At 68.5% G+C, this 13,772-nt stretch carries 12 protein-coding genes and 1 pseudogene; 5 read left to right on the top strand and 8 right to left on the bottom strand.

The window, feature by feature from the left end; genetic code table 11:
- Positions 1–193: pseudogene (locus ACFHWS_RS26790) on the top strand (hypothetical protein); the annotation flags it as partial.
- A gap of 7 nt (positions 194–200) precedes the next feature.
- Here ACFHWS_RS26790 and cas2 read toward each other — a convergent pair.
- Genes cas2 through cas3 form a run of 7 tightly spaced genes read right to left on the bottom strand, consistent with a single transcriptional unit; the run spans position 201 to position 7,800 of the window.
- The gene (gene cas2, locus ACFHWS_RS26785; protein WP_289212942.1) at positions 201–491 is read right to left on the bottom strand and encodes a CRISPR-associated endonuclease Cas2; all 291 of its coding nucleotides are present in this window, start codon (positions 489–491) and stop codon (positions 201–203) included.
- 1 nt (position 492) lies between these two features.
- Complete coding sequence (gene cas1c / locus ACFHWS_RS26780) at positions 493–1,530, bottom strand: type I-C CRISPR-associated endonuclease Cas1c (RefSeq protein WP_416569391.1); 1,038 nt, start codon at positions 1,528–1,530, stop codon at positions 493–495.
- Positions 1,523–2,167 carry a CRISPR-associated protein Cas4 gene (gene cas4, locus ACFHWS_RS26775; protein WP_416569390.1) on the bottom strand — a complete coding sequence of 215 codons (645 nt, stop codon included), beginning with the start codon at positions 2,165–2,167 and terminating at the stop codon, positions 1,523–1,525. The genes cas1c and cas4 overlap by 8 nt, the downstream gene beginning before the upstream one ends.
- Complete coding sequence (gene cas7c / locus ACFHWS_RS26770; RefSeq protein WP_416569389.1) at positions 2,164–3,030, bottom strand: type I-C CRISPR-associated protein Cas7/Csd2; 867 nt, start codon at positions 3,028–3,030, stop codon at positions 2,164–2,166. Before cas7c ends, cas4 begins: the two co-directional genes overlap by 4 nt.
- Complete coding sequence (cas8c, locus tag ACFHWS_RS26765; protein WP_416569388.1) at positions 3,027–4,868, bottom strand: type I-C CRISPR-associated protein Cas8c/Csd1; 1,842 nt, start codon at positions 4,866–4,868, stop codon at positions 3,027–3,029. Before cas8c ends, cas7c begins: the two co-directional genes overlap by 4 nt.
- Positions 4,868–5,569 (bottom strand): type I-C CRISPR-associated protein Cas5c, encoded by a 702-nt coding sequence (gene cas5c / locus ACFHWS_RS26760; protein WP_416556841.1) that lies wholly within the window; start codon positions 5,567–5,569, stop codon positions 4,868–4,870. The genes cas8c and cas5c overlap by 1 nt, the downstream gene beginning before the upstream one ends.
- A complete protein-coding gene (cas3, locus tag ACFHWS_RS26755) occupies positions 5,566–7,800 on the bottom strand; it encodes a CRISPR-associated helicase Cas3' (protein ID WP_416569387.1) in 2,235 nt (744 codons plus the stop codon). The genes cas5c and cas3 overlap by 4 nt, the downstream gene beginning before the upstream one ends.
- A gap of 697 nt (positions 7,801–8,497) precedes the next feature.
- On the opposite strand from cas3, the gene ACFHWS_RS26750 reads away from it, so the two are divergent.
- From ACFHWS_RS26750 to ACFHWS_RS26740, 3 genes are read left to right on the top strand one after another with little or no spacing between them, the layout of a single operon-like run.
- Positions 8,498–9,409 carry a Rossmann-like and DUF2520 domain-containing protein gene (locus ACFHWS_RS26750; RefSeq protein ID WP_416556839.1) on the top strand — a complete coding sequence of 304 codons (912 nt, stop codon included), beginning with the start codon at positions 8,498–8,500 and terminating at the stop codon, positions 9,407–9,409.
- Positions 9,410–9,434: 25 nt separating this feature from the next.
- Positions 9,435–11,900, top strand: a complete 2,466-nt coding sequence (fxsT, locus tag ACFHWS_RS26745; protein ID WP_416569386.1) for an FxSxx-COOH system tetratricopeptide repeat protein — start codon at positions 9,435–9,437, stop codon at positions 11,898–11,900.
- A 41-nt stretch (positions 11,901–11,941) separates the two neighbouring features.
- On the top strand, positions 11,942–12,301 hold the full coding sequence (locus ACFHWS_RS26740) for a hypothetical protein (protein WP_416569385.1): 360 nt from the start codon (positions 11,942–11,944) through the stop codon (positions 12,299–12,301).
- Positions 12,302–12,491: 190 nt separating this feature from the next.
- Here the strand turns inward: ACFHWS_RS26740 and ACFHWS_RS26735 are convergent, their stop codons facing one another.
- Positions 12,492–13,256, bottom strand: a complete 765-nt coding sequence (locus tag ACFHWS_RS26735; protein WP_416569394.1) for an SDR family NAD(P)-dependent oxidoreductase — start codon at positions 13,254–13,256, stop codon at positions 12,492–12,494.
- A 90-nt stretch (positions 13,257–13,346) separates the two neighbouring features.
- On the opposite strand from ACFHWS_RS26735, the gene ACFHWS_RS26730 reads away from it, so the two are divergent.
- Positions 13,347–13,682, top strand: coding sequence for an ArsR/SmtB family transcription factor (locus ACFHWS_RS26730; protein ID WP_416569393.1), 336 nt, complete (start codon positions 13,347–13,349; stop codon positions 13,680–13,682).
- Positions 13,683–13,772: the final 90 nt, after the last annotated feature.

Genomic DNA, 13,772 nt, shown 5'->3' with positions numbered 1-13,772 from the left:
CCGGCGCAGCAATGCGCCGGGGCTACCCGACGAGTCCGAGTTCGCCGCCGTCAGGTACTTCACCCTCGACGGCACCGACCACACCAGCCACGCCGAGCAGGGCAGCATGATCCGCCGCTACATCATCTGGCGGAACAAGCACGCCGCCGACGAACGCCTACGCGAGGTAGTCAACAGGGCCAACGTTGCCTGACGCGGCACTAGATCACGAACGGGCCGCGTGGATCGAGCCCACGGGGACGTCCGAGGTGTTCGACATCGTCGAGAGCCATCGCGGGAAGGCGGTAGATCCGTACGCTGTCGCGGGTCGGGTCGATGACCGCCTCGATGGCCGCGACCAGCTTGACCTTGTCCGCGTCCCGGCACACTACTTCGAACACCGACTTTTGGACGCGGTGCCCGTACCCCTCGCAGATCTTCGCCACCTTGCGCAGCCGGCGGGCACCAGCCGGGGTGGTGGTCTCGACGTCGTACGTCACGAGCAGGTCCATTTCAGGCGACCGTCCACGGCTGGTACGCGGCCAGGTCGCCGCGAAGGTGCCGGGCAAGCAGCCGCGCCTGTACGAGCGGCAGCAGTGCGCCTTCGACGTCACGCCGCAGGTACGCGTGCGGCCAGGCCCGCTGCCGGCTCTTCTCCCAGGCGGTGAACACCTTCTTGCGCCCATCGTCGGTCAGTTGGTACGCGCCGTTCGGCAGGTGATCGAAGTCCTTGTCGCTCAGTTCGCGCCGGTTGAGCAGGGTGAAGACCAGCCGGTCCACGAGCAGGGGACGGAACTCTTCCATCAGGTCGAGCGCGAGCGCCGGCTTGCCGGACCGTACGCCGTGCAGCAGCCCGATGTACGGGTCGAGCCCGACCTGCTCGAGCGCTCCGTGCACGGCGCCGCGCAGCATCCCGTAGAGGAAGGAGAGCAGGCAGTTGACCGGGTCGGTGGGCGGACGTTTGTTGCGGCCGGCGACCTTCCATTCTTTGCTTCTGGTGACCAGGTGCGGCATGGCGGCGAAGTAGTCCCGGGCGGTGATTCCTTCGACGCCGAATACTTCGTCGATGGTGGTGGCGTCGCGCAGCAGGTTCAGTCGTTCGGCGATCAGGTCGGCGCTGGCGCGCAGTGCGGTCTGGCGAAATCCGGAGCTGTCCCGGGCGGTACGCAGCAGCACCTGCCGGCTGTTGTGGATCTTCCCGGCGATCATGGCCTTGGAGATCGACACCCGCTGTTGGGGGTCGTCGGCGGCGCGGTGCTGGGCTTGCCGCAGCAGCGGGTTGCCGGTGGCCGGCCCGACCGTCCGCATCAGGAACCGCCCGTTGCCGGTCAGGTAGGTGACGGACCGACCGTCGGCTGCGCAGCGTAGTTGCAGTTCCTGGCTGACGTTGACTCCGCCGAAGGCGACGAGGTGGTCGAGGCGGACGAGCGGCACCCGTCTGGGCGGGGTCTTTGGCTCGTCGTCGGGGTGGAAGGCCCGCAGGGTGTCGCCGTCGAGGTGCAGGCTTGTGCCCGGCCTCTGGACGTACAGAGTGTTCAGCAGTTCAGTCACGCCAGGTTCCGAGTGGTCGCGGGGTAAACAGGTCGAGTAGTGGCCGGCTGTGCCCATCGGTGGCTTCGGGCAGGCAGGCGTCGCGCAGGGAGCACCGCCGGCAGCGTTTGTCGTTGCGGGCGAGCGGGAGTTTCGACGTGCCGAAGATTCTCCGTACCGCCCCGGCGGCTTCGATGACCTGCTCGATCAGTGTGTCGTCGATGGTGACCGGGTGGCGGCGGCGTTCGGCGACGGAGTAGATGTAGCCGAGCGGCACTTCGAATCCGGCGCCGATGAGGCACAGCGCCTGTCCGCCGAGTTGCAGTTCGGCTGGTCCTCCGGCCTGGTACCGGCCGACCTTGTATTCGACCGGGGTGGCGACCTGTCCGGTGAACTCGACGACGTCGCAGACGCCACGCAGCCCGTACGTCTCACTGCCGACCGGTAGTGACCGTACGACGGTGACACCTGCCCGGCGGGTGACGCCGGGCAGGTCGACGGCGGTGTGGCTGAGGTCTCCGCGTACCGTTTCCGCGCTCTCGTCCCACACCTGTTCGACGTGGATGAGCGCGGTCTGCCGGTGACAGTAGGCATAGTGCTCAAGGGCGGACAGCGGGACCTCGCGGATCCCGCTGTCGCTCTCGACCGGGTCGGTCACAGCCAGAGGTCCACCGCGGTGGTGAGCTGGACGCCGTCGGGCAGCGGAGTGTCGGCGATGGTCCGCTGGTAGTCGAGGTGTTGGCGGGCCGGCTTGTCGGGGTTGGTCCGGCTTACCTGGATCCGCTTGGTGAGGCTGGCCGCGGGGGCGACGCCCAGCGCGTCGGGGTGGCTGAAGATCCACAGCCCGCAGAGCTTCATCTCGCCTCGGGTGGCGGACCGGTCGTGGTCGAACATCATGGCGATGGCCCGCCAGAGCGCGGTGAGGTCGTCGGAGGTGACGCCGGTCTTCGCGGCGCGCGGCGCGGAGTAGAAGGCGTGTGCCCGGTAGAGCCCGTACGGGACGGTCCACTTCGAGCCCATCTCGGTGCGCTCGCCTCTATCGATGTCTTCCTGGCGGGTCTGGGTGACCCGGGTGATGGCGTGGTCGGCCGGCAGGATCGGGTCGATGCTGCGGGCGAAGCCGACCTGAAGCGGACCGCGAATCTGGCCGAGGCCGCCCTTGCCTCCACCGCCGGTGAGCACCGCGCCGAACATGCGGATGTCGAAGTAGTGCTCGCAGAGCCACTGCTGGGCTTGGTCCATCCCGCCAGGCGCGGCGATTCTCGCCTCGTCAGACCGGGTGTTCAGGGCGTGGCCGGCTTCGACGAAGATGCCGTACCGGGGGTCGCCGCCGCGCATCAGCGCCACCGTGTCCCGGATCTTGCGCTTGATGGCGACGTCGGTGACGAGGCCCTGCCCGGTCTCGTCGTCGGTGCGGGGCTGGTTGCCGCCGTCGGGGTCGCCGTTGGGGTTGCCGTCGGTGACATCGAAGAACATCACGATGTCGTGCCGGCGGGCGGGGTCGAGGTGGGCGGCACTCATGCGGCGTCTCCTTCAGGTGCGTCAGCTGCCGGCGTCCCGTCCGCACCGGGCGGCAGGTCGGCGGGTGGCAGATCGGTGTTCTTCTTGTTGGCGGCGGCTTCGATCCGTTCGGCCCGCATCGCGGCGCGCTGGTGGTGGTAGCCGAGGACGAACGCGGCCTTCTGCGTCAGCATGGCCGAGCTGGGGATCGAGGTGTCGGCGTCGATCTGCGCGAAGATGTCGTCGAGTCGGTTGGCGTACGCGCCGGCCCAGGCCGGTTTGCCGAGCGGGCCGCGCAGCCGTCGCAGCCAGGCGGTGGCGGAGCGACGTCCGTTGACCAGCACCGCCTGCGGGTTCGTGATGGCCCGGCCCATGTAGCGTTCGGCGAAGGTGGTGTTGAGCTGCTGGTTCGCGGCGCGGTAGACGGCCTGTTGCAGGTCGTCGAGCACGGCGAAGGCGCGACCGGACAGGTACGCGGGGTCGCGGTTGGCGTCGTTCAACGTCGGGGTCAGCCTTTCTGCGTGGTACGGAGGAAGCCCGGGGCGGCGCAGGACGGCGAGGCGGATCAGGGCGACCCGGGCGGCGTCGACGCGGCCGTCGGTGCGGATGCGGTCGATGACGTGGGCGAGGATCTTTGGTGGCAGTGGCGCACCGAAGACCGCTGACCGCCACAGCGCGTGGTAGAGGCCGCCGGGGCGGTCCTCCCCTCGGGCGCCGAGTTTGATCCAGCTGCCGGGGCCGCTGCCCCGGCCGGGCTGCCACCGGCCGGCGACCCGGGTGAGCTGGACGAGCTTGACGAGGGTCGGCTTACCGTCCCAGCCGGCGATCTTGTGGTCGTCGACCCAGCGGCGGAGGTTGGCTTTCACTGCCGGCAGCGGCATTTCGACCCAGTCGCGGACGACGACGCGGGCGACGTTGCCGGAGACGGTGACTGAGCAGAACTTCGACAGGTCGTCGACGGTCGCTTCGACACCGCGCGTCGGGCTGACGATCATGTCCAGCGCGGTCTTCTCGTCCTCCTGGTCGAGCGGCCCCATCGGGTCGAACGACGCGCCGCCGATCACCCACCAGGTCAGCCTGGCGTTCTGGCCGGGCAGGCTCGCATGGTGGTTGGTGTCGCTGAGCAGAACGGTCAGCGACGACATGAAGGTCAGTCCACAGGTGACGCAGATCGGCGTGTTGCCGAGGAACTTGGTCAGCTCGTAGCCGTGCACCGCTTCGTTGACGCTGACCAGCGACGCTCCCTGCGTGGCGCCGGGCAGCAGCCGCTGCGGGATCTGCTGCGGGATGGTCTTGAGCAGGTCGCGCACCTCGCCGCAGACGAGGCACCGGCCGGCCCGGCCGAGCCCTTTGCGGCCGGCGGCGACGGTCGCCCAGTAGCGTCGCGCGCTGTCGTGCTCGAAGGCGTACTCGTCTGCGACCCGGATGCCGACCATGTCGGCCCGGCCCCACTTGTCCGGCTGCTGCACCTTGTAGTGTTGGCGGCTGCGGTAGAAGGCAGCGACCGCCGGGCCGGGTCCGTCGGGTTCGGCTTCGGCCCAGTCGCGAATGAGTTCGACGAACGCGTCGTGCTGTTTGCCGATCCGGTCGGCTTTGCCGCCGTCAGCGACCCAGCCGAGCGCGTATTCGACGTTGTCGACGGCGAGGGTGGGGGCGATCCCGACGGTACGGGTGACGGCCGGCACGCTCCGTTCGATGCCGAATCGGGCACCGGCGGCGTCGCTGGCGGTGTCGGTCTGCCCCCGGTAGCCGCCGTCCCGGTCGATGTCGATGATCAGCCGTACGGGTTTGCGGCCATAGAAGGGCGGAAGCACGTCGTCGCTGGTGGCGGCGAATTCGACGAGGCGTTGCAGCAGCATCAGGCGGCTCCGCCAGTGGGCGGTAGCGCCATTTCCATGCCGCGTGGCGGGACGTGCAGGACGCCTTCGGCGACGCGGGCGGCGAACCATTCCATCCGGGGTTGGTTTTTGCCGTCGCGGTGGATGGTGTGCAGCATGATGCCGACTTCTTCGTTGACGCTGGTGTCGCGCGGGGTGTCGTCGGGCCAGCTGAAGTCGGCGCTGAATTCGCGCGTACCGAGGTAGGGCTGTTGGAAGCAGGCTCCTCGGCGGACCCGGCGGCGCAGCTGGTCGCGGTAGGCGGCGGCGGGTTTGTCGGCGTGTACCGCCGGCACCAGGTGGGCGTGGATGCGGTAGGCGACGTCGCGCAGGCAGACGGCGTTGCGCTGGTCGCGGTGGGCGACGGTGTCGACTCGGCGCTTGCCGCGGATGGCGTCGGCGAGCGGGGCGACGTCGGTGGTTTCGTTACGGCGGATGGTGAACTGTTTGATGGGTTTGAGCACTTCAATGGCGACGATCTCGTAGCGGATCTCCGGTTTCCAGTAGATCGCTTCGAGGACACCGACGGCCGCCGTGGGGGTCATCACCGGGTACGTGACCCGTTCGACTTTCAGCTCGGGGCGGGAGAACAGGGCGGCGTCGCCGCTGACCTGGACGGCGATCGGCAGGTCTCCGTCGGCGCTGCGGCGCAAGGCCAGCCCGTTGACGACTTCCGTGGTCACAGGATGAAGTCCTCCAGTTTCGGGTCGAAGATCATGCCGGTGTACGGGTCGTAGTCGCCGCGCCATTCGACGAGCGCGCCGACTCGGACGTCCGAGCCGAGGATCGGCTGCATCAGGGCCCGCACACCGGCGTCGCGCTGGGGCACGCCCGGGTGGACGGTAGTGGTGTAGGGCTGCAGCCGGCGCAGGTCACGCATGTCGGGTACGGGTGCGGTGCGTACCCGGTGGACGAGTTCTTCGACGTCGGCGCGCTCGTCGGGCGTACCGGCGCCTTGTGGGGTGACCACCGAGATGCTGTCGGCGCTGATGATGCGGAAGGCGCGCTTGCGGTCGCGGTGTCCGCTGTCGTCGAGCGGCCCGTCGGCGACGGTCTCATACGCCCAGGCGGTCCGGGACCGCTGGATCTGCTGGCCGATGTGCTGCGGGTCGTTGAGGTTGAGCGTGCTGTAGATGGAGCGGTAGTAGGCGGCGAGTGCGTCAGGGTCATCGGGGTCGGCGCGGTCGGGTCCGAAGTGGGTGGTCGCGGCGCCGACGAGCCGCTTGTACGTCTCCGGAGCGCTGCCGTCGGCGGGTGCGAAGATGACGACGCGGCCGTGGTCGAGGCGGCCTTCCCGGTTGGCCCGGCCGGCGGCCTGCAGCAGCGAGTCGGCGGGGGCCATCGCCCGGTAGACGGTCGGGAAGTCGACGTCGACGCCGGCTTCGATGAGCTGGGTGGAGACCAGCAGGACCGGCTCGTCGTTCGTCAGCCGGTCACGGACGTCTTCGAGTACGCGCTGCCGGTGCGCCGGGCACATCCGGGTGGACAGGTGCCGGGCGTGGTCGAGGTCGCCGCCGTCGCGCCAGGTGTCGAAGACGGACTGGGCGTTGGCGGTGGTGTTGACGACGACCATCGCGGCGGGCGGCCGGCCAGCGGGGGCGGCGACGTCGTCGGCGGCCCGGTCGGCGATGTCGGCGAGGGTCGGGGCGGGGTCGAGCTGCCATTCGTAGCGGACCCGTTTGAGCTGGCTGGCGACGGCGGGCACGTCGGTCAGCACGTCGGTGCAGTCCACGCCGTTCAGGGTCGGCAGCGACCAGAACTCGGGCTGGGTGGCCGAGGAGAGCAGCACGGTGGTGCCGAAGTGCCGCACCAGCAGCCGCAGCCCGTCGAGGATCGGGACGAGCATGTCGTGCGGCAGGGCCTGCACCTCGTCGAGGACGATGACCGACCCGGCGAGCCGGTGCACCCGGCGCACCGCGGACGGCCGACGGCCGAACAGCGACTCGAAGAGGCGAACGAAGGTGGTCACGACGAACGGTGCGTCCCAGTTCTCGGCGGCGAGTCGGCCCCACCGTCCGGTGGCAGCGTCCTCGAAGTTGACCTGGCTGTGGTGTTCCAGGACGACCGGCTCGGCGCCGGGCTCATCGAGCATGCCACGGTAGACGGCGGCATTCTGCCCAGTGATGGTCAGAAACGGGACAGCGACGATGACGCGTCGTTGCTGGTTCTTCTCGGCGTGCCGCAGCGCGAACCCGGCGGCGCAGAGCGTCTTGCCGGCCCCGGTCGGCGCGGGCAGCCGGTAGATCCCCGGCGGCTGGTCGGCGAAGCTGACGCACTGGGCGTAGACCTGCTCGCGCAGGTCGTCCACCGGGGACGACTTGCCGGCGGCGAGCATGGTGGCTCGGCGCTGCTCCAGCATGGCAGTACGGCGCTGCTCGAACAGCTTGTACAGGTGGCCGAAGTCGGCGTCGGCGCGGACCCGGGGCGCGGCCAGGCCGTCGAAGTGCGCGCCGGTGTCGAGACCGTCGGCGTCGACCAGGGCGCTGTAGCACAGCCGCAGCGCCATCTCCCCCACGAGTTGGTCCTGCAGCCACGCGTCGGGAATGGTGTGCCGCAGGTCGGCTGGCAGATCGGGCAACAGTCGGGGCAGCTCGTCCTCAGCCGAGGTGACGTCCTGCGCCCGGCTGAATCCCTGCTTGAGCGCCTTCCCCAACGTGCTGGTGTCGATCAACCCGCCGTGATGGCCGAAGATCGCAGCCGAATAGCCGCCGAGCCCGCGCTCATGCGCGATCCGGGTCCCCAATGACTTGTGGTCGATGCCGACCGGCCGACCGGAGTCGGCGACCTTCGTCAGTTTATCCTGCCAGGCGCAGGACGCTTTCCCGACGTCATGGAGTGCGCTCAGCCAGTACGCCAACTCGCCGCCGCCGAACGGCGACGCGAATCGCCTGGCCAGCTCAGCGGTCCCCCGCAAATGATCTTCAAGTCGATGCCAGCGACCGCTGTTCCTACCCGGACTGTGCGCCCACAGCGACCGCTCCCCAGACATGAACAGATCTCTCACATTCCGCGCAAACAAAAAAGGACCGGTCTATGAAGCCACCACAGCAATCCACTGTCAAGACCAGGTTCCTGATTGAAGCAAACAACTGACGGGGCGGTGGAGGAGTGTCAGCCACTCACCCACCACACCCGACCGTTCAGTGGACTCGCTGCAGCCCATCGCGCTGTTTCGATCCTCGACATCCATGATGTCGCACCCGCGCCTCGGATCAGACGCCTCCGGGATGCGTCCCGCCATGGTGGCCGAACCGCCCGGCGGCAGTCAACTTCAGCGCCATGGGATGCTTGCGCGCTGCCAGGACTCACAGGTGGGCGGTGATCCTCGGCGGTGCCGCGATGGTCGGCTGTCGGCCTGTTCGTCGCACGCACCGAAGGCCCGGCGAGTGGCGTCATTGCCTTCATGATCGCCGTCGGACTGCTGTACGCGATCTTGTGACGGTAAGGCGATCGGCGGTGCGGGATGGATCTTCGTCGTTCCGTACCGCCGGCACCTGATCCGAGCGCCCCACCTGCGGTCGCTGACGTACCCCACCGACGTCCGGTACGGTGTTGCCGAATGTAATTCGGGGGCTACTCGCCGCCGATCATGAACTCGGTCGAAGCGAGGGATGCGAGTGCCGACGATGATGGACCGGCCGGTCGGTGTCATCGGTGCCGGCCGGGTCGGCACCGCTCTCGGACTGGCGCTGCTCCGCGCCGGATACGAGCTCGTCGGGGTCAACGCGAGGTCCGAGGCGTCCCGCCAGCGGGCAGCCGACGTCCTTCCTGACACCCCGCTGCGGGACGTACCCACGCTCGCCAAGAGCGCGGGCATACTCCTGCTATCCGTCACCGACGACGCTATCGGATCGGTCGCCGCCGAGTTGGCGGATGGCGGTCTGCTCCAGCCGGGGCAGATCGTGATGCATGTCAGCGGTGCGTGCGGTTTGGCGGTTCTCGCACCGGCGACCGAGGCCGGTGCCGTACCGATCGCCGTCCACCCGGCGATGACCTTTCCGGGCCTCCCGACCGATGCCGACAATCTGGCCGGTCTGGCGTACGCGGTCACCACCCGACCGCATGACCGGCCACTCGCCGAGGAACTGGTGCGCGACGTGGGGGGCGTTCCGGTGTGGATTGCCGACGAGGACCGTACCCTCTACCACGCCGCGCTGGTCCTCGGTGCGAACAACCTCATCACCCTGCTGGCCGCGGCGATGGAGGCATTGATGGCGGCCGGCGTGCCGGACCCCGGGTTCGTGCTGGCCCCGCTGGCGCGTACCTCGATGGAAAACGCCCTGCGGCACGGCGACCACGCGTTGACCGGGCCGGTACGCCGTGCGGACGTCGGAACGATCGAGGCTCACCTGCGGGCGCTGCGCGATCGTGCGCCCCACCTACTGCCGGCGTACCTCGATTTCGGACTCAACACCGCGCGTCGATCCCGGCGGGCCGCGCTGAACGAGGCGGGCCGGCTCGACGAGGTCATCGTGTTACTGGAAGCAAGATCGGCCGAGGCCCGCGACGACATCGACCGGTGAACGGCCCGCTGCGGTGGGCGGCACGATGAGACGTCGTCGTTGGAGCGTCCGCCCGGGGCGGCGGCTCGACCCGCAGCTGTCGGCATCCGGGATCGTCTGCGTCGTAGCGGCGATCGCAGCCGGCGGGGTGGAGATGCTCGGCGTCCGCATCCCGGTTGTCGACTCGCCGGTACGCCAGTTGCTGCTCGCGGGGTTGGGGCTCGCGCTCGTGGTGGCGTCGGCGTTCGTGACGACACGCGACATTGCAGCGGAGGAGATGACGATGGCGACCGACCGGGTACCGCTTCCGCCCAGCACCCCACGACCGAAGCTCACCCCTCGGTTCACCGGCCGGGCCGGGCTTCTCACTGAGATGCACGAGTCGCTGGTCGAGCAGCGACGGTTGGCCCTCGCTGGGCTCGGCGGAGTCGGCAAGACCCAACTCACCCTCGCGTACGTGGAGAACTACCGGTCCGAGTACCCGGTCGTCTGGTGGCTACGGGCGGAGAACCGTGTCACGCTCGACGACGACTTTCTCGGGCTGGCCGGCGCGCACGGATTGCCGGTCGATCCGGCGAGTCCGCAGCCCCAGCAGATCGACGTCATCCGGCACTGGTTGGCGGAGCGCGACAACTGGCTGCTGGTCTTCGACAACGCCGAAGCAGAGGAACTGGTCGACGACTACCTGCCGCAGCGGCGGTCCGGGCACGTCCTCGTGACCACGAGGAACCAGCACTGGCGCAACGCCGCCGTCATCATCGTGCCGCCGTGGAAGCGGTCGGAATCCGTCGCGTTTCTGGCGCCGCCGGCCGGCCAGCGCAACGACGCCGACGCGCTCGCCGCCTTCCTCGGCGATTTGCCGCTGGCCCTCGACCAGGCATCGTCTTACATGCAGGAGACCTCGACGTCGATCCGTGACTACCTGGATCTGCTGCGTTCACGCACCGCCGATGTACTGGCTCTCGGCTCGCTGTCCAACTATCCGCGCACGGTGGCGTCCACTTGGCTGACGGCAGTGGCGACGATCCGCAAAGAGTTGCCGATCGCGCAGGAGTTGCTGAGCCTCTGCGCTTTCCTGAGCCCGGAGGGTATCCCGCACACTATGCTGCGGTCGTGGTCGCCGGACCATCCACGCCGGCTGCGTCCCCTGCATGACGACCGGATCGTCTACAACCAGGCGGTCAGCATCCTCAGCCGGTACTCGCTGCTACAGGCGAGCCCGGACGGCCTGACCGTACACCGGCTGGTGCAGACGTTGGCCCGGCAGTCGCTGACTGCCGCTGACCGTCGGCGCTGCGCGGGCATCGCAGCAATCTATGCCGAACACGCGCTGCCGCTCGATGTCACGGCAGCTGATAACTGGCCGGTCTGTGACACTGTCGTCCCGCACGCGCTCACCGCCGCGAGACACGCCGCCGAGCACAACGTCGCGCTCCGCCAAGTGGTCTCGCTGTACGCCCGGGTCGGCGAGTATCTCCGGATCCAGGGGCAGTACGCGCAGGCCCTCGGCGTCTTGGGCGCGGCCATGGACATTCTGCGCCGGCCGCACGACTTCACCACTCCAGACCTGCCGGAGATCCTGACCCGCACCGGAATGGCGCTGCGGGCGAGCGGACGACTTCCGGAAGCGCTCGCCGCGCTCGAAGAAGCCATCCAGTTGGGAGAGACCAATCGCGGCCAGGATCATCCCCGGTTGGCGGTCGCCCTCAACGCCTCCGGTACGGTCCTGCGGGGTCTAGGTTCGCTCAGCAAGGCGCGGGACTACCACCTCCGGGCGCTGACGATCCTGGAGCACACGCTCGGTGGGGATCACCCCGCCTGCGCGACGACGCTGAACAACCTCGGCAACGTGGAACGGCAGGCCGGCGACGCCGATGGCGCAGTTCGCGCGCACGAGCGCGCTGTCGACATCCGGCGGGCCCATTTCGGGGTCAGCCACCCCGATGTCGCCACCTCGCTGAACAACCTGTCGAACGCGTACGCCGACGCGGGGAACTTCGCTGCTGCCCGCCGCTGCGCCGAACAGGCAGTCGAGATCGACACCGAGACTCTGGGCACCCGGCATCCTGCCCTGGCCGCCGACCTGATCAACCACGGTGTGATCCTGCACGAACTGGGCAGATCAGAGGAGGCAAGCCAGGTGCTGGAGCAGTCACTTGGCATCTACGATCAGGCGTTCGGCGCCGCCCACCCGGACGTTGCCGTGATCCTCAACGACCTCGCCGCCGTCCGCCAAGCGTTGGGCGAGCCGGAACAGGCAAAGGACCTGCTCGCTCGCGCGGCTTCCATCCTGGACACGGCGACCGACGTCGACCCCAACCTCGCAGCGGTGCTACACAACCTGAGCAGAGCAAGCGCAGCGGCCGGCGACAGCGCCGGCGCTGCGGACGCCCTCCGACGCAGTCAGATCATCCGAGCCAAGCCGGCGGTTGCCGGAGCCGGGGTGATCGGCGCGTCTTGGCTGCTGCGACTGGACAAGGATGTCGCCACCGCCGAGTTCGACCTGGAGTAGACCCGCCGGACGCCATGCTCTCGCCGGAACCAGCCGGCAGGATGAACCCCACGAGCTATGAGGAACTGCGTCGGCGGGTGGCTGATGAGGGCGGGGTCCTCGGTACGACTGCACAGGTGCTGCGGGACATCGAGGGCGCTGGGCGACTCGGCTCGACCGTACGTGCCGAGATCAGTCAGAAGCTTGAAGCGTACGGACTGCGGCATCTTCCGGCTGATCTGCCCCAATACCAGGAGCAGGAGGTGGTCGTGTACCTGACCTCTGGTCCTATCGCTGCCGTAGTCAACGCGATTCTCAACCCCAGCAGGAGCACGGCCAAGGTGCTGCGCCAGCTTGCCGACAACAACGCGCAGGAGACGCTGGACAAGATCCGCCAGCTCGTCGGTCCACCGTCCGAATAGTCGACGGACACGTCCGGCGTTGTGATCCTCGCCGGCCCCGAGACCCGGCGCAACCACCACATGCGACGTAGAGGCCATGACTGAAGCCTGGTTGCGATCCTCGCCGGATACAAGGTTCAGTGCAGTGTCCACACTAAGCAACGAGTTTGACGAGCGCTTGCGCGGGTCACCGGCGCTGGTCCGGGTGATGTCAGGTGAGTTCGAGGCCACCGTCGATGGTGAGGATCTGTCCGGTCAGCCAGGTGGCGACGGGGTCAGCCAGGCGGAGGACCCATGTGGCGACCTCGTCGGGCTCTCCCCGACGGCCAAGCGGGATCCGTCCGGCCTCGTCTTGCTTGATCTGGTCGAGCACCGGTTCGGGGAGGCCGGCGGCGGTCAGGGCCTCGCTTTCGGTGGGGCCGGGGGCCAGGGCGTTGACTCGGATTCCTGTGGCTGCTAGTTCCAGTGCCCAGCATCGGGTGAGCTGTTCCAGGGCGGCCTTGGAGGCGGCGTAGTGGGCGATGCCGGGTGCCGGGCGGTGCCCGTACGTGCTGGAAAGGTTGATGATCGACCCCTGGGTCTGCTGCAGGTGGGGCAGGGCCGCGCGAGCGAGCAGGCTGGGCGCGGTGACGTGAAGATCAAATAGGTTGGCGATGCCGTGCGTAGTTGCGTCGGCCAGCGGCATGATCGTCGTGGCACCGGCGTTGTTGACCAGGACGTCGACCCGATCCCATCGGTCAACGGCGGCGTCGATGACTGCCTGGGGTGCATGTGTGGCGCGGATATCGGCGGCAAGCACGGCGATGCGTGGGTGCTGCTGCGCGGTGATGTTCAGCGCGTCTTTACGGCGCCCGACGCCGAGGACGTGCGCGCCGGCCTCGGCGAATGCGATCGCGGTCGCACGACCGATTCCCGACCCCGCTCCGGTAACGATGACAACACGGTCCGCAAACGACCCACTGTCGTTGGGTTCCATCATCACAACACCTTTCGTTCGACGTTCGTAGAACATCGAACAAGGTACCATGTGGGGGTGAAGGAAACACGGCACCCGGATCCCGAGGAGATGGTTCTCACTGAGGTGATGGCGGCACTCAGTGACCCGATCCGGGTTGGGCTGGTCCGGTTGCTGTCCGACGGCCAGGAACAGGGCTGGGGAGCACTGCGGGTCCCGGTCTCCAAGTCGACGTTGAGCCACCACCTACGGGTGCTGCGGGACGCGGGGCTTACCCGTACCCGGCAGGAAGGCACTCGGTGTTACGTCGTCCTGCGCAGCGAGGACCTGCACACCCGGTTCCCCGGCCTCCTGGACGCCGTCCTGGCCGCTGCGGACAGTGAGGATGTAGGCAGCCAGGTAGGTCTAGCGACCGACGGCAGCCGAGTCAGGCAACCGCGCAGGTAGACCCTGACCAGGGCTCGGCGCGGTCAAGAGGCCAAGCGCAGGTCACGTCGATGAGTATCGCGTTGGACACGCTACGCCTCCGCGCACGAT

Origin of the sequence: Micromonospora sp. LOL_013, assembly GCF_048060315.1 — a bacterium.
Taxonomy (GTDB): Bacteria; Actinomycetota; Actinomycetes; order Mycobacteriales; family Micromonosporaceae; genus Micromonospora_E.
The sequence above is the reverse complement of the archived record's forward strand: the minus strand, read 5'-3'. Positions and strand labels throughout refer to the sequence as shown.